At 60.5% G+C, this 19,150-nt stretch carries 22 protein-coding genes; 11 read left to right on the forward strand and 11 right to left on the reverse strand.

Features of this window, described 5'->3' with window-relative positions:
- Window positions 1-51: 51 nt before the first annotated feature.
- Complete coding sequence (locus tag M5G18_RS10150; RefSeq protein ID WP_011332485.1) at window positions 52-810, reverse strand: Nif3-like dinuclear metal center hexameric protein; 759 nt, start codon at window positions 808-810, stop codon at window positions 52-54.
- A gap of 103 nt (window positions 811-913) precedes the next feature.
- On the opposite strand from M5G18_RS10150, the gene algW reads away from it, so the two are divergent.
- From algW to M5G18_RS10165, 3 genes are all read left to right on the forward strand, one after another.
- A complete protein-coding gene (gene algW, locus M5G18_RS10155; RefSeq protein ID WP_007953548.1) occupies window positions 914-2,071 on the forward strand; it encodes a Do family serine endopeptidase AlgW in 1,158 nt (385 codons plus the stop codon).
- Window positions 2,072-2,158: 87 nt separating this feature from the next.
- Window positions 2,159-4,264, forward strand: a complete 2,106-nt coding sequence (locus M5G18_RS10160; protein WP_273899664.1) for a TonB-dependent siderophore receptor — start codon at window positions 2,159-2,161, stop codon at window positions 4,262-4,264.
- Window positions 4,265-4,276: 12 nt separating this feature from the next.
- Window positions 4,277-4,996 carry a DUF4198 domain-containing protein gene (locus M5G18_RS10165; protein WP_273899663.1) on the forward strand — a complete coding sequence of 240 codons (720 nt, stop codon included), beginning with the start codon at window positions 4,277-4,279 and terminating at the stop codon, window positions 4,994-4,996.
- A gap of 48 nt (window positions 4,997-5,044) precedes the next feature.
- Here the strand turns inward: M5G18_RS10165 and hisC are convergent, their stop codons facing one another.
- From hisC to M5G18_RS10215, 10 genes are all read right to left on the reverse strand, one after another.
- The gene (gene hisC, locus M5G18_RS10170) at window positions 5,045-6,097 is read right to left on the reverse strand and encodes a histidinol-phosphate transaminase (protein WP_273899661.1); all 1,053 of its coding nucleotides are present in this window, start codon (window positions 6,095-6,097) and stop codon (window positions 5,045-5,047) included.
- A 2-nt stretch (window positions 6,098-6,099) separates the two neighbouring features.
- Window positions 6,100-7,425: a histidinol dehydrogenase gene (gene hisD / locus M5G18_RS10175; RefSeq protein WP_007953552.1), complete on the reverse strand. Its 1,326-nt coding sequence runs from the start codon at window positions 7,423-7,425 to the stop codon at window positions 6,100-6,102.
- Window positions 7,426-7,550: 125 nt separating this feature from the next.
- Window positions 7,551-8,186, reverse strand: coding sequence for an ATP phosphoribosyltransferase (gene hisG / locus M5G18_RS10180; RefSeq protein WP_007953554.1), 636 nt, complete (start codon window positions 8,184-8,186; stop codon window positions 7,551-7,553).
- A 127-nt stretch (window positions 8,187-8,313) separates the two neighbouring features.
- Entirely contained in the window at window positions 8,314-9,579 is a 1,266-nt protein-coding gene (gene murA / locus M5G18_RS10185) for a UDP-N-acetylglucosamine 1-carboxyvinyltransferase (RefSeq protein ID WP_007953555.1), read from the reverse strand.
- A 22-nt stretch (window positions 9,580-9,601) separates the two neighbouring features.
- Window positions 9,602-9,841, reverse strand: coding sequence for a BolA family protein (locus M5G18_RS10190; protein WP_007953556.1), 240 nt, complete (start codon window positions 9,839-9,841; stop codon window positions 9,602-9,604).
- Window positions 9,842-9,956: 115 nt separating this feature from the next.
- A complete protein-coding gene (locus M5G18_RS10195; RefSeq protein ID WP_085698468.1) occupies window positions 9,957-10,262 on the reverse strand; it encodes an STAS domain-containing protein in 306 nt (101 codons plus the stop codon).
- Entirely contained in the window at window positions 10,259-10,909 is a 651-nt protein-coding gene (locus M5G18_RS10200; RefSeq protein ID WP_007953558.1) for an MlaC/ttg2D family ABC transporter substrate-binding protein, read from the reverse strand. Before M5G18_RS10200 ends, M5G18_RS10195 begins: the two co-directional genes overlap by 4 nt.
- A gap of 11 nt (window positions 10,910-10,920) precedes the next feature.
- Window positions 10,921-11,388 (reverse strand): outer membrane lipid asymmetry maintenance protein MlaD, encoded by a 468-nt coding sequence (mlaD, locus tag M5G18_RS10205; protein ID WP_007953559.1) that lies wholly within the window; start codon window positions 11,386-11,388, stop codon window positions 10,921-10,923.
- Entirely contained in the window at window positions 11,388-12,185 is a 798-nt protein-coding gene (mlaE, locus tag M5G18_RS10210) for a lipid asymmetry maintenance ABC transporter permease subunit MlaE (protein WP_007953561.1), read from the reverse strand. The genes mlaD and mlaE overlap by 1 nt, the downstream gene beginning before the upstream one ends.
- Window positions 12,185-12,997, reverse strand: coding sequence for an ATP-binding cassette domain-containing protein (locus M5G18_RS10215; protein WP_007953564.1), 813 nt, complete (start codon window positions 12,995-12,997; stop codon window positions 12,185-12,187). The genes mlaE and M5G18_RS10215 overlap by 1 nt, the downstream gene beginning before the upstream one ends.
- A 276-nt stretch (window positions 12,998-13,273) precedes the next feature.
- Between M5G18_RS10215 and M5G18_RS10220 the strand changes: the two genes are divergently transcribed.
- The 8 genes from M5G18_RS10220 to ptsN all read left to right on the forward strand — a co-directional run bounded on the left by M5G18_RS10220 (window position 13,274) and on the right by ptsN (window position 19,149).
- The gene (locus M5G18_RS10220; RefSeq protein WP_011332477.1) at window positions 13,274-14,248 is read left to right on the forward strand and encodes a KpsF/GutQ family sugar-phosphate isomerase; all 975 of its coding nucleotides are present in this window, start codon (window positions 13,274-13,276) and stop codon (window positions 14,246-14,248) included.
- On the forward strand, window positions 14,249-14,773 hold the full coding sequence (locus tag M5G18_RS10225; protein ID WP_273899659.1) for a KdsC family phosphatase: 525 nt from the start codon (window positions 14,249-14,251) through the stop codon (window positions 14,771-14,773). It begins immediately after the preceding gene.
- Between the two features lie 8 nt (window positions 14,774-14,781).
- Window positions 14,782-15,354 carry an LPS export ABC transporter periplasmic protein LptC gene (gene lptC, locus M5G18_RS10230; RefSeq protein WP_007953568.1) on the forward strand — a complete coding sequence of 191 codons (573 nt, stop codon included), beginning with the start codon at window positions 14,782-14,784 and terminating at the stop codon, window positions 15,352-15,354.
- Complete coding sequence (gene lptA, locus M5G18_RS10235; protein WP_007953570.1) at window positions 15,341-15,886, forward strand: lipopolysaccharide transport periplasmic protein LptA; 546 nt, start codon at window positions 15,341-15,343, stop codon at window positions 15,884-15,886. The genes lptC and lptA overlap by 14 nt, the downstream gene beginning before the upstream one ends.
- Complete coding sequence (gene lptB / locus M5G18_RS10240; protein ID WP_007953572.1) at window positions 15,886-16,611, forward strand: LPS export ABC transporter ATP-binding protein; 726 nt, start codon at window positions 15,886-15,888, stop codon at window positions 16,609-16,611. The genes lptA and lptB overlap by 1 nt, the downstream gene beginning before the upstream one ends.
- A 186-nt stretch (window positions 16,612-16,797) precedes the next feature.
- Window positions 16,798-18,291 carry an RNA polymerase factor sigma-54 gene (locus M5G18_RS10245; protein ID WP_011332472.1) on the forward strand — a complete coding sequence of 498 codons (1,494 nt, stop codon included), beginning with the start codon at window positions 16,798-16,800 and terminating at the stop codon, window positions 18,289-18,291.
- A gap of 73 nt (window positions 18,292-18,364) precedes the next feature.
- Window positions 18,365-18,673, forward strand: coding sequence for a ribosome hibernation-promoting factor, HPF/YfiA family (hpf, locus tag M5G18_RS10250; RefSeq protein ID WP_007953578.1), 309 nt, complete (start codon window positions 18,365-18,367; stop codon window positions 18,671-18,673).
- Window positions 18,674-18,684: 11 nt separating this feature from the next.
- Window positions 18,685-19,149 (forward strand): PTS IIA-like nitrogen regulatory protein PtsN, encoded by a 465-nt coding sequence (gene ptsN / locus M5G18_RS10255; RefSeq protein WP_007953580.1) that lies wholly within the window; start codon window positions 18,685-18,687, stop codon window positions 19,147-19,149.
- Window position 19,150: the final 1 nt, after the last annotated feature.

Here is a 19,150-nt window from a genome sequence, read left to right on the forward strand (position 1 = left end):
TCGAAAGGGTATATGAATATGCCCGCCCGTTCGGGTGCTTTCAGGCAAAAGTCAGATCGGATTCGGGCAGTCGATGAAGATGTGCTCGAGGGCAAAACGCTTCGCCAGATAGTCACCCAGCGCCTGCACGCCGTAGCGTTCGGTGGCGTGGTGGCCGGCGGCGATGAAGCTGATGTCGTTTTCCCGGGCGCTGTGGAATGTCTGCTCGGAGGCTTCGCCGCTGAGGAACAGATCGACGCCGGCCGCGATGGCGTTGTCGATGTAGCCCTGACCGCCACCGGTGCACCAGCCGACCCGGCGGATCATCGCGCTGCCTTCGACCAACAGCGGCTCGCGCCCCATGACTTCCTGCACTTTGCGGGCGAAGTCACGCGGGGTCATCGGCTCGCTCAGTGAACCGACCAGACCGACGATCTTCAGGTTGTCCGGGTCCAGCGGCCCTTCGACGGTGATGTCCAGCTGACGGGCCAGTTGCACGTTGTTGCCGACGTCCGGGTGCAGATCCAGCGGCAGGTGATAACCGAGCAGACTGATGTCGTGCTTGAGCAGCGTCTTCAGACGGCGCTGCTTCATGCCGGTAATGCACGGGTTCTCGCCCTTCCAGAAATAACCGTGATGCACCAGCACCAGATCGGCTTCGGCCTCGACGGCGGCATCGAGCAACGCCTGGCTGGCGGTGACGCCGCTGACGATGCGCATCACCTGCGGACGGCCCTCGACCTGCAGGCCGTTGGGGCAATAATCGGCAATTTTCGCACTGCCAAGGTAACGGTCGGCTTCTTCGACCAGGGTGCTCAGGGCGACGGCCATGAAAGACTCCTAAATATCCCGTTCAGAGGCACGCGCGGCCTCGTATAATGCGCGACATTATGGGCGGTCTGACCCCGCCTGCAACTTTTCCAGGACGTGCTTAATGCTCAAGGCGCTGCGTTTTTTCGGCTGGCCGCTGTTGGCCGGCGTGCTTATCGCTCTGTTGATTATTCAGCGTTACCCGCAGTGGGTCGGGCTTCCGAGCCTCGACGTCAACCTGCAACAGGCCCCGCAGACCACCAGCGTGCAGCAGGGGCCGGTGTCCTATGCCGACGCGGTGACCATCGCCGCGCCGTCGGTGGTGAACCTCTACACCACCAAAGTCATCAACAAGCCAAGCCATCCGCTGTTCGAAGACCCGCAGTTCCGCCGCTTCTTCGGTGACAACTCGCCGAAACAGAAACGCATGGAATCGAGCCTCGGCTCCGGCGTGATCATGAGCCCGGAAGGCTACATCCTGACCAACAACCACGTCACCAGCGGCGCCGACCAGATCGTCGTGGCGCTCAAGGACGGTCGCGAAACCCTGGCCCGAGTGATCGGCAGCGACCCGGAAACCGACCTCGCGGTCCTGAAGATCGACCTGAAAACCCTGCCGTCGATCACCGTCGGCCGTTCCGACAACATCCGCATCGGCGACGTCGCGCTGGCCATCGGCAACCCGTTCGGGGTCGGCCAGACTGTGACCATGGGCATCATCAGCGCCACCGGCCGCAACCAGCTCGGCCTGAACAACTACGAAGACTTCATCCAGACCGACGCGGCGATCAACCCGGGCAACTCCGGCGGTGCGCTGGTCGACGCCAACGGCAACCTCACCGGCATCAACACCGCGATCTTCTCCAAGTCCGGCGGCTCCCAAGGCATCGGCTTCGCGATCCCGGTGAAACTGGCGATGGAAGTGATGAAGTCGATCATCGAGCACGGCCAGGTGATCCGTGGCTGGCTGGGCATTGAAGTGCAACCGCTGACTCAGGAACTGGCCGAGTCGTTCGGTCTGTCGGGCCGTCCGGGGATCGTGGTGGCGGGGATTTTCCGCGACGGCCCGGCACAGAAGGCCGGCCTGCAACTGGGCGATGTGATCCTGAGCATCGACGGCGAACCTGCGGGCGATGGTCGCAAGTCGATGAACCAGGTGGCGCGAATCAAGCCAACCGACAAGGTCACGATTCAGGTGATGCGCAATGGCAAGGAGTTGAAGCTGACCGCTGAAATCGGTCTGCGTCCGCCGCCAGCGCCGGTGAAGGAAAAAGAAGAGTAAGACTTTGTTCGCGTCATTGGCGCGAATAACAGACATTCTCAACAGGCATGTTATATTGTTTCAATTAGCACCTTGGAACAACATAACATGTCGTCTCGAAAAAAGGCCTCCCTCCTCGGCCTGACCCTTGGCCTGCTTGGCGATCCCGCGTTTGCCGATGAACCGCAAACGCTCGAACTCGACGCCATCAGCGTCACCTCCGATTACGAATCCCCTACTGGCCCGGTCAATGGCTACCGCGCCACGCGCTCGTCCAGCGCCACCAAAACCGACACCGCAATCCGCGATATTCCGCAGGCCATCAGCGTGGTGCCTGCCAGCGTGCTCAAGGATCTGGGCAGCTCCAGCGTCGAACGTGCGCTGGATTTCGCCGGTGGCGTGTCGAAGCAAAACAACTTCGGCGGCCTGACGCTTTACGAATACAGCGTGCGCGGCTTCACCACCTCCGAGTTTTACCAGGACGGCTTCAGCGCCAACCGTGGTTACCCGAGCACACCGGACGCTGCCAACATCGAGCGCATCGAAGTGCTCAAAGGACCGGCCGCCAGCCTGTACGGCCGAGGCGATCCGGGTGGCACGGTCAACATCGTCACCAAGAAACCGCAGCCCGAAGCGTTCACTACCCTGCAAACCAGTGCCGGCAGTTGGGATCGTTATCGCACCGCGCTGGATGTCAACACGCCGCTGGATGATCAGGGTGATGTGCTGTCGCGGATCAACCTCGCGGTCGAGGACAACAACAGCTTTCGCGATCACGTCGACAGCAAACGCGTATTCGTCGCCCCTTCCTTCAGTTGGCAGTTGAACCCGGACACCAGCCTGCTGGTGGAGAGCGAATTCGTGCGTCATAGCTCGACCTTCGACCGCGGCATCGTTGCGCCAAACAATAAATGGAGCGGCGTCTCGCGCTCGACATTCCTGGGTGAGCCGAACGACGGCAACATCGACAACCACAACAACAGACTGCAAGCCACGCTTGAGCACCACCTCAACGATGCCTGGAAACTGCGCCTGGCCAGCCATTACAAGGAAGGCAAACTGTGGGGATTCGCCTCCGAAAACCGTCCTTTGAATGCCGATGGCCACACAATCAACCGCCGCTATCGCGAACGCGATACCAACTGGCACGACAGCATCACCCAGCTGGAACTGCGCGGCCTGTTCGACCTCGGCACCTGGCAGCACGAACTGCTGATCGGTAGCGAGTACGAGAACTTCCGCAAGAACGAGCGCGTCACCACCATCGCCGGCAGGCCTTACGCCATCGATATCTATAACCCGGTGTACGGCCAGCCCAAACCCAACGGCGCACGCTCCGGCACAGACTTTTTCGAACACGTCGAAAGCCATGCGCTGAACCTGCAGGATCAAATGGTCTTCAGCGAAAAACTGCGCGGGATGATCGGGGCGCGATTCGAGCACTTTGAGCAAAACATCGATGACCACAGCCGCAACACCACCAGCCGCCAGACCCACGATGCACTCACTCAACGTGCCGGACTGCTCTATCAACTGACACCGGACACCGGCCTGTTCGCCAACGCCTCGACCTCATTCAAACCGAACAACGGCCTCGATGCGGCTGGCAAATCCTTCGATCCGGAGGAAGGTGTGGGTTACGAAATCGGCATCAAGAACGAGCTGTTCGACGAACGGTTAAGCAGCACCCTCGCCTTCTTCCATATCGACAAGGAAAACGTCCTCGCCCTCGACCCGGGCACCGACACCAGCCGCGCCATGGGCAAGGCCCGCAGCCGGGGTTTCGATCTGCAAGTCACCGGGCAAGTCACCGACGCCGTCAGGGTGATCGGCGCCTTCGCCTGGATCGACGCCGAAGTCACCAAGGGTGATGCCGCGATTCCTGCCGGTAGCCGCATCCTCGGAGTGGCCAAACGCAGCGGCAGCCTGCTGGGTGTCTACGAGTTTCAGGACGGCCGCTTGCGCGGCTCGGATATCGGCGCGGCGTTCACCTACGTCGGTGACCGCTCGGGTGAGTCCGGCAGCGATTTCGAGCTGCCGGCCTATCACACCGTCGACCTGCTGGCCCATTACAAGGCCAGCGACACCGTCACTCTCGGACTGAATCTGAACAACCTGTTCGACGAAAAGTATTACGAGCGCTCGTACAGCAACTACTGGGTCAACCCCGGCGAGCCGCGCAATTTCACGGTCAGCCTGACACTCAACCTGTAAAAGGACGTCACCATGCAATACGGCAAATCCCTGCTGCTCATCGCCGCGCTGTTCGCCACTCACGCCTCGGCCCATGGTTTGTGGACCGAACAACGGCGCGGCAATATCGAAGTCGTCTACGGCCACGGTGCCGAGGACAATGCGTTCAAACCGCAGAAAGTCAGCGGGGCGTGGGCCTTTGACGCGAGCGGCAAGATGATTCCCGTCAGTGTGCAGCGCCTGGCGGATCACGCCCGCCTGCAACCGTTGAAACCGCCGGCGGTGATGGCCGTGGCCCTGAACAATGGCATGTGGTCGCAAACCGCCGACAAGAAATGGGTCAACGAGGGGCGTAGCAAAGTCCCGGGCGCCATCGAGTCGACCGAGACCCTCAAGTACAGCCTGGCGATTTATCAGCTGGGAGCGAAGCTGCCCAAACTGGATCAGATCAAATTGCTGATTTTGCCGGAGGTCGATCCGCTGACCATCGGACCGGGGAAATCATTGCCGGTGCGGGTGTTGCTGGATGGCAAACCGGCGGCGGGCGTGAAGTTGATCGGTGACTACCGCAGCGCGCCGAATACCTTGAGCACTGAAACCGACAAGGACGGCCGCGCGCAGGTGCTGGTGCGTAATGAGGGATTGAATGTGATTGCGGCGCAGGTGGAAGTGCCGGTGAAGGACAGTGCAGAGGTGAGCAGCAGAGGGTTGTTCAGTTCGTTGACGTTCCTTGGCGAACCGCATCACGAATAAACCAGCGCTGATCCCTGCGGGACGAAACCCACAGGGATCAGCGTCGTTTCAGAGTTCGCCCAGACCGTCGATCAACGCCTGATTCTGCTCCGGCGTGCCGATCGAGATCCGCAGGAACTGGGCAATCCGCTCCTGCTTGAAGTGGCGCACGATCACACCCTGCTCACGCAGTTTGGCTGCGAGCCCCGCCGCATCGTGTTGCGGATGCCGGGCGAAGATGAAGTTCGCCGCTGACGGCAGCACTTCAAAGCCCTTGGCCTGCAACTGCGCAACCACCCATTCGCGACTCTCGATGACCAGTGCGCAGGTCTTGTCGAAGTATTCGCGATCTTCGAACGCCGCCGCCGCGCCGACATTCGCCATGCGATCGATCGGGTAGGAGTTGAAGCTGTTCTTGATCCGCTCCAGCGCCTCAATCAGGTCCGGATGCCCGACCGCCAGACCGACCCGCAGGCCTGCCAGCGAACGAGACTTGGACAGGGTCTGGGTGACCAGCAGGTTCGGATAACGGTCCACCAGGCTGATCGCGGTTTCGCCGCCGAAGTCGATGTAGGCTTCGTCGACTACCACCACCGAATCCGGGCTGGCCTTGAGGATCTGCTCGACCGCTTCCAGCGCCAGCAGGCAACCGGTCGGTGCGTTCGGGTTGGGGAAGATGATCCCGCCGTTCGGCTTGGCGTAGTCCGCCGGATTGATCTGGAACTGTGCGTCCAGCGGCACCGCGTCGAAGTTGATGCCGTAAAGGCCGCAGTAGACCGGATAGAAGCTGTAGCTGATGTCCGGGAACAGGATCGGCTGATCGTGTTGCAGCAGGCCGTGGAAGATGTGCGCCAGCACTTCGTCCGAACCGTTGCCGAGGAACACTTGATTGCTTTGTACGCCGTAGTACTTGGCGACGGCGTTTTTCAGCAGATCGCTGTTCGGATCAGGGTACAGGCGCAGGTTGTCGTTGAGTTCGGTCTGCATCGCCGCCAGGGCTTTTGGCGACGGGCCGTACGGGTTTTCGTTGGTGTTGAGTTTGACCAGACGGGTCAGCTTCGGCTGCTCGCCCGGCACGTAAGGCACCAGATCCTTGACGAACGGGCTCCAGAATTTACTCATGTTCAGTTCCCCTTCACTTCGTCTTTGATGCGGTATTCGGCGCTGCGCGCGTGGGCGCTCAGCGATTCGCCACGGGCCAGGATTGATGCGGTCTTGCCGAGTTCCGAAGCGCCGGCCTCGGAGCAGAAGATGATCGACGAGCGCTTCTGGAAGTCATACACGCCCAGCGGCGAGGAGAAACGCGCGGTGCCGGAGGTCGGCAACACGTGGTTCGGACCTGCGCAGTAGTCGCCCAGCGCTTCGGAGGTGTGGCGGCCCATGAAGATCGCGCCGGCGTGGCGGATCTGCGGCAGCCAGGCCTGCGGGTCGGCCACCGACAGCTCAAGGTGCTCCGGCGCGATGCGGTTGGCGACTTCGATGGCCTGGGCCATGTCGCGCACGTGGATCAGGGCACCACGGCCGTTGATCGAGGTTTCGATGATGGTCGCGCGATCCATGGTCGGCAGCAATTTGTCGATGCTGGCGGCGACCTTGTCGAGGAACTCGGCGTCCGGGCTGACCAGAATCGCCTGGGCGTCTTCGTCGTGCTCGGCCTGGGAGAACAGGTCCATGGCGATCCAGTCCGGATCGGTCTGGCCGTCGCACACCACGAGGATTTCCGATGGGCCGGCGATCATGTCGATGCCGACCTGACCGAACACGTGACGCTTGGCCGTGGCGACATAGATGTTGCCCGGGCCGACGACCTTGTCCACCTGCGGCACGCTTTCGGTGCCATAGGCCAATGCGGCAACAGCTTGCGCGCCACCGATGGTGAACACCCGGTCGACGCCGGCGATGCACGCCGCCGCCAGCACCAGCTCGTTGACTTCACCGCGCGGGGTCGGCACCACCATGACCACTTCGGTCACGCCGGCAACCTTGGCCGGAATCGCGTTCATCAACACCGACGACGGGTACGACGCCTTGCCGCCCGGCACGTACAGACCGGCGCGATCCAGTGGCGTGACTTTCTGGCCCAGCACCGTGCCGTCGGCTTCGGTGTAGCTCCAGGAGTCCTGCTTCTGTTTTTCGTGATAGCTGCGCACGCGGGCGGCGGCTTTTTCCAGCGCTTCGCGTTGCGGGACAGTGATACGAGTCAGGGCCAGTTCCAGGCGCTCGCGCGGCAGGATCAGATCCGCCATCGAAGCGACTTCCAGGCCGTCGAATTTCTGGGTGAACTCGACCAGCGCTGCGTCACCGCGCTCGCGCACAGCCTTGATAATGTCCAGCACCCGCTGATTGACCGAGTCGTCAGACACACTTTCCCAGCTCAGCAGATGATCCAGATGATGCGCGAAATCCGGGTCAGCAGCGTTGAGTCGGCGAATTGCAGTCGGTGCGGTCATAGCGAGAGCCTCATAGGAATGGCAAAAACTCAGGCGCCCTAACTTAGCAGTCGTTTCCGCTTGGGCACCTGAGATTCTGGCTATGAGGCGGATAGACGGGCGCGACTTAACGTCGCGCAGGTACATCAGCCGCGGTGTCGAGACTCCACTGCCTTGCGCAGGGTGTCGATCAACGCCTGGATTCGGGCGTGTTGCATTTTCATCGAAGCTTTATTGACCACCAGACGCGAGCTGATCGTGGCGATCAGTTCCTGGGGTTCCAGGCCGTTGGCACGCAGGGTGTTGCCGGTGTCGACCACATCGATGATCTTGTCGGCCAGGCCGATCAGCGGCGCCAGCTCCATCGAGCCATACAGCTTGATGATGTCGACCTGACGGCCCTGCTCGGCGTAGTAACGCTTGGCGACGTTGACGAATTTGGTGGCGACGCGCAGGCGGCCCTTGGGCTCGACCGCGCCGACCTTGCCGGCGGTCATCAGCTTGCACTGGGCAATCTGCAGATCCAGCGGCTCGTACAGGCCCTGGCCTGTGTATTCCATCAGCACGTCTTTACCGGCAACGCCGAGGTCAGCCGCGCCATGCTCGACATAGGTCGGCACGTCGGTGGCCCGCACGATCAACAGGCGAACGTCTTCCTGGGTCGTGGGGATGATCAGCTTGCGGCTCTTGTCCGGATTCTCGGTCGGCACGATGCCCGCTTCGGCGAGAAGCGGCAGGGTGTCGTCAAGGATGCGGCCCTTGGACAGTGCGATGGTCAACATGGGAAACGTCAGTCCTTATCAAGGTACTCATGTCCGGTCGCAATCGGCGCCGGACATACTTCGAGGGCGTTGCCACCCCCGATCAAAACGAATTCAACGGACACTTCCCTGTGTCCAGATGCAGCGATCAGCCCGGAACGCGACGGATCTTGGCGCCCAGCATCTGCAGTTTTTCCTCGATGCACTCGTAACCACGGTCGATGTGGTAGATGCGGTCGATCAGGGTATCGCCCTGTGCCACCAGCGCCGAAATCACCAGGCTCGCCGAAGCACGCAGGTCGGTTGCCATCACTGGCGCGCCCTTGAGTGTTTCGATGCCGGTCACGATGGCGGTGTTGCCTTCGACCTGGATGTGCGCGCCCATGCGGTGCAGTTCGTACACGTGCATGAAACGGTTTTCGAAGATCGTCTCGATCACCGCACCGGTGCCTTCGGCAATGGCGTTGAGCGAGATGAACTGCGCTTGCATGTCGGTCGGGAACGCCGGGTACGGCGCAGTGCGCACGTTGACCGCTTTCGGGCGTTTGCCGTGCATGTTCAGCTCGATCCAGTCTTCACCACAGGTGATTTCTGCGCCGGCTTCACGGAGTTTTTCCAGAACGGCTTCGAGGATGGTCGGATCGGTGTCCTTGACCTTCACGCGGCCACCGGTGACCGCAGCGGCCACCAGATAGGTGCCGGTTTCGATGCGGTCAGGCATGACCTTGTAGAAAGCCGAACCCAGACGCTCGACGCCATCGATGGTGATGGTGTCGGTGCCGGCGCCGGACACTTTGGCGCCCATGGCGTTGAGGAAGTTCGCCAGGTCGACCACTTCAGGTTCGCGAGCGGCGTTCTGCAACACGCTGCGACCCTTGGCCAGAGCGGCAGCCATCATGATGTTCTCGGTACCGGTCACACTGACGGTATCGAAGAAGAAGTGCGCGCCGCGCAGGCCGCCTTCAGGCGCCTTGGCCTTGATGTAGCCACCCTCGACGTCGATGACCGCGCCCATGGCTTCCAGGCCACGGATGTGCAGGTCGACCGGACGCGAACCGATGGCGCAACCGCCAGGCAGTGCGACTTCGGCCTCACCGAAACGCGCAACCATCGGACCCAGCACCAGGATCGACGCACGCATGGTTTTCACCAGTTCGTACGGAGCGATCAGGGTCTTGATGGTGCGCGGGTCGATTTCGACGCTGAGCTTCTCGTCGATCACAGGCTCGATGCCCATGCGACCGAACAGCTCGATCATGGTGGTGATGTCGTGCAGGTGCGGCAGGTTGCCAACGGTAACCGGGCCATCGCACAGCAGGGTGGCAGCCAGGATCGGCAGGGCGGAGTTCTTCGCCCCGGAGATGCGGATCTCGCCATCAAGACGAGCGCCACCGGTAATAATCAATTTATCCATAAGAATCTCGACGCCCTAGGGCTCAGGTGCGCTCGGCCCAGGCCGCGCTGCTGAAAAATTTCATAGTGACCGCGTGGATGCTGCCATCGGCGATCCAAGGGTTCAAATGGGCATAGATGCTTTGCTGACGCTTGACCGGGCTCAACGCCGCCAGTTCATCACTAATCACGTTCAGCTGGAAGTTGCAGCCTTCGCCTTCAACTTCCACCTGCGTTCCTGGCAGCTTTCCTTCAAGGAAGCTCTTCACTTCTACGGCCTGCATGCTCAACCTCAATCGGCGCCCTGTGCGCACGGGTCGGACATCATACAAAAAAGCCCCGCGCCTGCGAACCCCGCTGCGCAGGACTCTGACGGGGGGCTTCTCTATAGATGCGGGTTCAGGGTTGCGCCAACAGCTCGGTCAGTTCGCTGACCTGAGCAATTTCGCGCATGTCTTCGGGCATCCCGCGAATGCTGACCGCCTTGCCGGCGGCCTTGGCATCGCGAATGAAGCACAGCAGCAGCGACAGACCGACGCTGCTGGACTTCTCCACCGCCGAGCAATCGATCACCAATGCCGGAGCATTGCACGACTTGATCAGCGCCCTGCCCTGCTCGCGCAGGTCAGGGGCGGTGCGGTAATCCAGCACGCCGCTGAGCTGCAGCTCACTGGCTTCGTCCAGACGAATGGCCGACTCGGTCATTGGGCAGGCTTCTCGTTCTGCTCGGCAGACTGCTTGGCCTTGGCGACTTCCCCGGCCCAGCCGTTGATGGTCTTGTCCAGGTCGTTGCCATTGCGTTGCATCGCGTCAGCGAACTGGTCACGGAACAGCTTGCCGATGTTGATGCCGTTGATGATCACGTTACGCAGTTTCCACTCGCCATTGATCTTCTCCAGGGTGTACGACACCGGGTAGATCGCGCCGTTGTTGCCCTTGACGGTCATGCCGACGCTGGTGCGGTCGCCCGACTCATCCTTGGGCGCATCGACGGTGATGCCCTGGTTGTTGTACTCGAGCAAGGCGTTGCCGTAGAACTGGAACAGGCCGCGCTTGAAGTTTTCCTCGAAGGTCTTCATCTGCGCCGGGGTTGCCTTGCGCGAATACTTGACCGTCATGATGCTCTTGGAAATGCCCTCGGCATCCACGACCGGCCCGACGATGGTGTTCAACGCGGTGTAGAAGTCAGCCGGATCCTGCTTGTACTTCTCTTTGTTGGCAGCCAGATCAGCCAGCATCCGGTTGGTGGTGTCCTGAACCAGGTCATGCGCCGAAGGCGCCGCCACGGCATTGGCCACCAGCGGCAGTGCCGCAAGCAACACCAACAGGCCACGTCGCAAGGTAGAGATCATTCAAAAGCTCCTCATTTGGCGTCTTTGCTAACGGTATTGAGCAGGAATTTACCGATCAGGTCTTCCAGTACCAGAGACGACTGCGTGTCGTGGATGGTTCCACCATCCTTCAGGCGGGTGTCTTCCCCGCCTACGCTGATACCAATGTATTTCTCGCCCAGCAGACCCGCTGTCAGGATAGATGCTGTGGAGTCGGTCGGCAGATTGTCGACGCTTTTATCCACTTGCAGGGTCACCCGACCGGTGAAGCTGTCGCGGTCCAAATCGATCGCGGTGACCTTGCCGATGGTCACACCCGCCATGGTCACTTTGGCTCTGACCGTCAAACCGGCGATATTGTCGAAATACGCGTAAAGCTTGTAGGTATCGGTGGTCGAAGTCGGAGACAGGCCACTGACCCGCAGGGCCAGCAGCAACAAGGCCAGGATCCCTGCCAGCAGGAACAGGCCGACACCGATTTCCAGGGTGCGGTTTTGCATCAGAAATCTCCAAACATCAAAGCGGTCAGAATAAAGTCCAGGCCGAGTACTGCCAGCGAGGCATAAACCACGGTCTTGGTGGTGGCACGGCTGATCCCCTCGGAAGTGGGTTCGCAGTCATAGCCTTGAAATACGGCGATCCAGGTGACGACAAAAGCAAATACTGCACTTTTGATGATGCCGTTGAGCACATCGTCACCGAAGCTCACGCTGTTCTGCATGTTCGACCAGTAGGAACCTTCGTAGACGCCCAGCCAGTCGACGGCGACCCACGAACCGCCCCAGATGCCGACCACGCTGAAGATCATCGCCAGCACCGGCAGGGAAATGAAGCCGGCCCACAGACGCGGGGCAATGATGTACTTGAGCGGATCGACCCCGATCATTTCCAGGCTGGACAGCTGTTCGGTGGATTTCATGTTGCCGATTTCCGCCGTCAGCGCGGAACCGGCACGACCGGCGAACAGCAGCGCAGTCACCACCGGCCCCAGCTCACGCAACAGGGTCAGCGCTACCATCTGCCCGACAGCCTGTTCCGAACCGTAGCTGGACAGGATGTTGAAGCCCTGCAGGGCCAGCACCATGCCGATGAAGATCCCGGACACCACGATGATCACCAGCGACATCACGCCGACGGAGTGCAGCTGCTTGACCAGCAGGCCAAAACCACCGCCGATGCCGCCACGCCCGAGCAAGGCATGAAACAGGAACAGGGTCGAACGCCCGAACACTGCGACGCTGTCGATTCCGGCGAGGCCGAAACGACGCACACGCTCCATTAATGTAATTCTGCGCATCAGCGGCGCTTCCCCAGAAGATCTGCGCGGTAATCCGGCGCTGGAAAGTGATACGGCACCGGGCCGTCGGGTTCACCGGTCATGAACTGACGGATACGCGGATCGTCCGAGCTCATCAGTTCGTCCGGCGTGCCCTGCCCCAATACCTGGCCATCACCGACCACATAGATGTAGTCGGCGATGCTCGCGGTTTCGGCGAGGTCGTGGGAGACCACGATGCTGGTAATCCCCAGGGCATCGTTGAGCAGACGGATCAGGCGAACCAGCACGCCCATGGCGATCGGATCCTGGCCGACGAACGGTTCGTCGTACATGAGGATCTGCGGATCGAGGGCAATGGCCCGGGCCAGTGCGACGCGGCGTTTCATGCCGCCGGATAGCTCGTCGGGCATCAGTTCGATCGCACCGCGCAGGCCCACCGCCTGCAATTTGAGCAGCACGATGTCGCGGATCATCTCGTCCGGCAGGTCGGTATGAACACGCAGCGGGAAGGCGACGTTCTCGAACACATCGAGATCGGTGAACAGCGCACCGCTCTGAAACAGCACGCCCATGTGCTTGCGCGCATCGAACAGATCGCTGCGCGACAGCTTAGGCAGGTTCTGGCCGTTGACCCAGACCTCGCCCTTGGATGGCCGCAACTGGGCGCCCATCAGGCGCAACAGCGTGGTCTTGCCACACCCGGAAGGCCCCATGATGCCGGTGACCTTGCCGCGCGGGATGCGGATATCGACGTTATTGAAAATGCTCCGCGCACCGCGCTTGAAGGAGACTCCCTTCAGCTCGACCGCGTAGGCGTTATCGGCACTCATCTAAACTCCTTGCGATGCAGCCTCTCACTGGGGCGCCTGGCTTCCTGGAAGAAAGCCCCTACATCCCGGGCAGGCCGAACTGGCGGCGAACTATATCACTGCAAAGGGCAAGCGCCCAAGGCCTGCACCGGCCCGCATTCTGCGAGTTGAAGGGCTTTAGGCCTTATTTGCAGAGTTTTGGTAACGAGGAATGACAAAGCACGACGAACTTGCGTGAGGCTTTTCAACATAACCGCTATAATCGCCGCCTTTTCATCGGGCTATACGATTTCTGACATGAGCCAAACCAGCGACCTGATTCAATCGGCACAACGCACCATCCGCCTCGAAGTGGAAGCCGTACAAGGCTTGTTGCCCCATATCGACGCCGATTTCGTACGCGCTTGCGAGATGATTCTGGCCAGCAAGGGCCGTGTTGTCGTGGTCGGCATGGGCAAGTCCGGGCACATCGGCAACAAGATTGCCGCGACCCTGGCCAGCACCGGCACCCCGGCGTTTTTCGTGCATCCGGCCGAGGCCAGCCACGGCGACATGGGCATGATCACCCGTGACGACGTGATTCTGGCCCTGTCGAACTCCGGTTCCACCAACGAAATCGTCACCCTGCTGCCACTGATCAAGCGCCTGGGCATCCAGCTGATCAGCGTGACCGGCAACCCGCAATCGCCGCTGGCCAAGGCCGCCGAGGTCAATCTCAATGTTCACGTCGAGCACGAAGCCTGCCCGCTGAATCTGGCGCCGACCTCCTCGACCACCGCCGCGCTGGTCATGGGCGACGCCCTGGCCGTAGCACTGCTGGAAGCGCGCGGTTTCACCGCCGAAGACTTCGCCTTTTCCCACCCGGGTGGCGCACTGGGCCGACGCCTGCTGCTGAAAGTGGAAAATGTCATGCACGCCGGTCAGGAACTGCCGCAGGTACAGCGCGGCACCCTGCTCAAGGACGCGCTGATGGAGATGACCCGCAAGGGACTGGGCATGACCGTCATTCTTGAAGCGGACGGCAAACTGGCCGGGATCTTCACCGATGGCGACCTGCGTCGCACCCTGGATCGCAGCATCGACATCCACAGCGCCACCATCGACCAGGTAATGACCGTGCACGGCAAGACCGCCCGCGCCGAAATGCTCGCCGCCGAAGCCCTGAAAATCATGGAAGACCACCGAATCAACGCGCTGGTTGTCGTGGATGAAGAGGATCGCCCGATCGGCGCCTTCAACCTCTCCGACCTGCTGCGCGCAGGAGTGATGTAAATGAGCAACGATCTGCTGCAACGCGGCAAAGCCATCAAACTGGCGGTTTTCGACGTCGACGGCGTCCTCACCGACGGGCGCCTGTACTTCCTTGAAGACGGCAGCGAGTTCAAGACTTTCAATACGCTCGATGGCCAGGGCATCAAGATGCTGATGAACGCCGGCGTACAGACTGCAATCATCAGCGGTCGCAAGACCCCGGTGGTCGAGCGTCGGGCAAAAAACCTGGGGATCCCGCACCTGTTTCAGGGGCGCGAAGACAAACTGGTCGTTCTCGACGGTCTTCTGGAACAACTGGGCCTAAGCTATGAACAAGTGGCCTATCTCGGTGACGACCTGCCGGATCTGCCGGTGATCCGCCGTGTAGGGCTGGGCATGGCCGTGGCCAACGCTGCCGCCTTTGTGCGCGAGCACGCCCATGGCGTTACCCAGGCCCGTGGCGGAGAAGGTGCCGCCCGCGAATTCTGCGAACTGATCCTGCGCGCCCAAGGCAGCCTCGAAGCCGCCAACAACGCGTACCTGTGAGTCCAACCATGTTTAGCAAAAAGTTTCGCAACATCCTGCTGTTCGGTTGCATCGCAGCGATTTTCGGTGCGGTCGGCTACTGGAACATCAGCCCGGAACGCTTCCTCGACAAACCGCCGGTTTCGGCAGAGGAAAGCCCGATCGACTGGTATGCGACCAATACCCACACGATCCAGTACCTCGAAGACGGCAAAGTGCAGTACGAAATGACGTCCGACAAGGCTGAGCACGTCAAGGCGACCGACATTACACTGGTCACCAAGCCTGACCTGAACATGTTCCGTGGCACCGATTTCCCATGGCACGTGACCAGTGAGCGCGGCGAAGTGAACTCCGGTGGCACCGAGGTAGAGCTGATCGACTCGGTACGCGTCAAACGCACCGACGAAAAGAACCGCGACACCCTGATCACCTCCACTCGCATGACGGTGTTCCCGCAGCAGCAATATGCGCAGACCCAGCAACCCGTTAGAATCGACGGCGCTGGCGGTGTATCGACTGGCGTAGGAATGAAAGCGTATTTGAAGGAAAGCAGGATACACCTGCTATCGAACGTAAGAGGACAGTATGAGGCTCGTTAAAACCCTCCCTATTTTGCTCAGTCTGGGCGCAGCACTGGGAAGCGTGAGCGCCTGGGCTCTGCCGAACGATCAAGAGCAGCCAATCCGCATTCAGGCCGACGATGCCCAACTGGACGACAAGAACGGCGTTGCCACCTACAAAGGCGACGTGATCATCACCCAGGGTTCGATGATCGTCAAAGGCAACACCGTGACCATGACTCGCGCGCCCAATGGCGACATCGACGTCGTGACTTCGGTGGGCAACCTCGCCTACTTCGAACAGTTGCAGACTGCCGGCGACACCAAACCTGTCCAGGGCTGGGGTGTGACCATTCAGTACCACGCTGCGCAAAACCGCGTTGTATTGATCGACAAGGCCAAAGTCGTCGACAAGGACAACAACACCACTCAAGGCGAGAAAATCGTCTATGACACGGTGAAGAAACTGGCCAGCGCCGGTCGAGCCACTGGCAGCAAGGTCACCGAAGCGCGCCCGCGCATCGACATGGTGATCCAGCCGAAGAAGAAAACCGACGAGAAAACCCAGTAATGGCAACTCTGAAAGCTCAGCACCTGGCCAAGGCCTATAAAAGCCGCCAGGTCGTGCGCGACGTCAGCCTGTCGATCGACAGCGGTCAGATCGTCGGCCTGCTCGGCCCGAATGGCGCCGGCAAGACCACCTGCTTCTACATGATCGTCGGCCTGGTCCAGGCCGATCAGGGTCGCGTACTGATCGACGACCTGGACGTCAGCCACCAGCCGATGCACGGTCGCGCCAAGGCCGGTATCGGCTATCTGCCGCAAGAAGCGTCGATCTTCCGCAAACTGTCGGTGGCCGACAATATCATGGCCATCCTCGAGACCCGTCAGGAGCTCGACAAGGCCGGTCGTCGCAAGGAGCTGGAAAGCCTGCTGCAGGAATTCCACATCAGCCACATCCGCGACAACCTCGGCATGAGCCTGTCCGGTGGTGAGCGCCGCCGCGTGGAGATCGCCCGCGCACTGGCCACGGCACCGAAGTTCATCCTGCTCGACGAACCGTTCGCCGGTGTCGACCCGATCTCGGTCGGCGACATCAAGCAGATCATCCACCACCTCAAGGCCAAGGGTATCGGTGTACTTATCACCGACCATAACGTCCGTGAGACACTGGATATCTGCGAAACCGCCTACATCGTCAACGACGGCCAGCTGATCGCCGAAGGCGACTCCGCGACCATCCTCGCCAACGATCTGGTGAAGGAAGTCTATCTGGGTCACGAGTTCCGCCTGTAAGCACGACGGCATTCGACCAGCCGTCCGGGTGCTGTAACGTTGAAGCGCCTTTTTATACGCTTTTATTGTTACAGCGCTCTAGGCAAACACGACAGTTTCAGGCATATAATTTGCTTAAGTTTGGCGCTCCGGCGCCCTGTAGTGGATGGCGCATAGCGCCGGCGAATAAGGTGTTAAGCCCCTGCCATGAAACCATCGCTAGTCTTGAGAATGGGCCAGCAGCTGACGATGACACCGCAGCTGCAACAGGCCATCCGCCTGCTCCAATTGTCGACCCTGGATCTGCAACAGGAAATCCAGGAGGCTCTGGAATCCAATCCGATGCTCGAACGCCAGGAAGACGGCGACGACTTCGACAACTCCGATCCCATGGCCGACAACGCCGAACAGAAGCCCAACACCGAGATCCAGGAACCCTCCTATCAGGAGACCGCGCCGACCGTCGATAACCTCGAAGACGGCGAATGGAACGAGCGAATTCCCAACGAACTGCCCGTCGACACCGCCTGGGAAGACGTCTATCAGACCAGCGCCAGCAGCCTGCCGAGCAGCGATGATGACGAGTGGGACTTCACCACACGCACCTCCGCCGGCGAGAGCCTGCAAAGCCACCTGCTTTGGCAGTTGAACCTGGCACCGATGTCCGACACCGATCGCCTGATCGCCGTCACCCTGATCGATTGCATCAACAATCAGGGCTACCTCGACGAAACCCTCGAAGAAATTCTCGACGCCTTTGATCCGGAGCTCGACATCGAGCTGGACGAGATCGAAGCCGTCCTGCACCGCATTCAGCAGTTTGAACCGGCCGGCATCGGCGCACGCAATCTGGGCGAATGCCTGCTGCTGCAATTGCGCCAGCTGTCGGCCAAGACCCCTTGGCTGGCCGAGGCCAAGCGTCTGGTCACCGATTACATCGACCTGCTCGGCAGCCGCGATTACAGCCAGCTGATGCGCCGCATGAAGCTCAAGGAAGATGAGCTGCGCCAGGTCATCGAACTGGTGCAGAGCCTCAACCCGCGCCCAGGTTCGCAGATCGAATCGACCGAAGCCGAGTACGTGGTACCTGACGTCATCGTGCGCAAGGACAACGAGCGCTGGCTGGTCGAGCTGAACCAGGAATCGGTGCCGCGCCTGCGGGTCAACGCCCAGTACGCCGGTTTCGTGCGCCGCGCCGACACCAGTGCCGACAACACCTTCATGCGCAATCAGTTGCAGGAAGCCCGCTGGTTCATCAAGAGCCTGCAGAGCCGCAACGAAACCCTGATGAAAGTGGCCACCCAGATCGTCGAGCATCAACGCGGCTTTCTGGAGTACGGCGACGAAGCCATGAAGCCGCTGGTCCTGCATGACATCGCCGAAGCGGTGGGCATGCACGAGTCGACGATTTCCCGGGTGACCACGCAAAAATTCATGCATACCCCACGGGGCATATATGAACTGAAATACTTTTTCTCCAGCCATGTGAGCACCTCCGAAGGCGGTGAATGCTCGTCCACGGCGATCCGCGCGATCATCAAGAAACTGGTTGCCGCGGAAAATCAGAAAAAGCCGTTGAGTGACAGCAAGATCGCTGGTTTACTGGAGGCACAAGGCATTCAGGTGGCTCGCCGCACCGTCGCCAAGTACCGCGAATCCCTCGGGATCGCGCCTTCGAGCGAACGCAAGCGGTTGATGTAAGCCACGTTACAGCGTTCCAGTGGCAGGCTCTTCGGCCTGCCGCTTTATGCACTGGCAACGAAGGAGAAGCTGTATGCAAGTCAACATCAGTGGACACCAACTGGAAGTTACCCAACCTCTCCGTGAATACGTTGAGCAAAAGCTCAAGAGGCTTGAGGGACATTTCGACAAGATCACCAACGTGCAAGTCACGATGTGCGTCGAAAAGCTGAAGCAGAAAATCGAAGCCACGCTGCATATTCCCGGCAACGAGGTCGTCGCAAACGCGGAACATACCGATATGTACGCTGCGATCGACGCGCTGACCGACAAGCTTGATAAACAACTCAAAAAGCATAAGGAAAAGACCCAGAGCCTGCTTCAGGGCGCTACCGGTCGATAACCCCCACCCCCATGATCCGACTTGAAAGTATCCTGACCCCCGGCCGTTCCCTGGTGAACGTGCCGGGCGGCAGTAAAAAGAAAGCCCTCGAACAAATTGCCAACCTGATCGCCCGGGAAGTTCCGGATCTGGAGATGCAAGATGTCTTCGAGGCATTGATTGCCCGTGAAAAACTGGGTTCCACCGGTTTTGGCAACGGCATCGCCATTCCCCACTGCCGCCTCAAGGGCTGCGAAGCGCCGATCAGTGCGCTGATGCACCTTGACGCCCCTATCGATTTCGACGCTATCGACGGCGCGCCTGTGGACCTGCTGTTCGTCCTGCTGGTGCCGGAAGCCGCCACCGATGCGCACCTGGAGCTGTTACGCCAGATCGCCAGCATGCTCGACCGCAAGGACGTGCGCGACAGACTGCGCAGCGCGCCAAGCAACGAAGCCTTGTACCAGGTTGTACTGGAAGAACAGAACAGGCCGTAAC

The sequence above is a fragment of the Pseudomonas aphyarum genome (assembly GCF_028657055.1).
GTDB lineage: Bacteria > Pseudomonadota > Gammaproteobacteria > Pseudomonadales > Pseudomonadaceae > Aquipseudomonas > Aquipseudomonas aphyarum.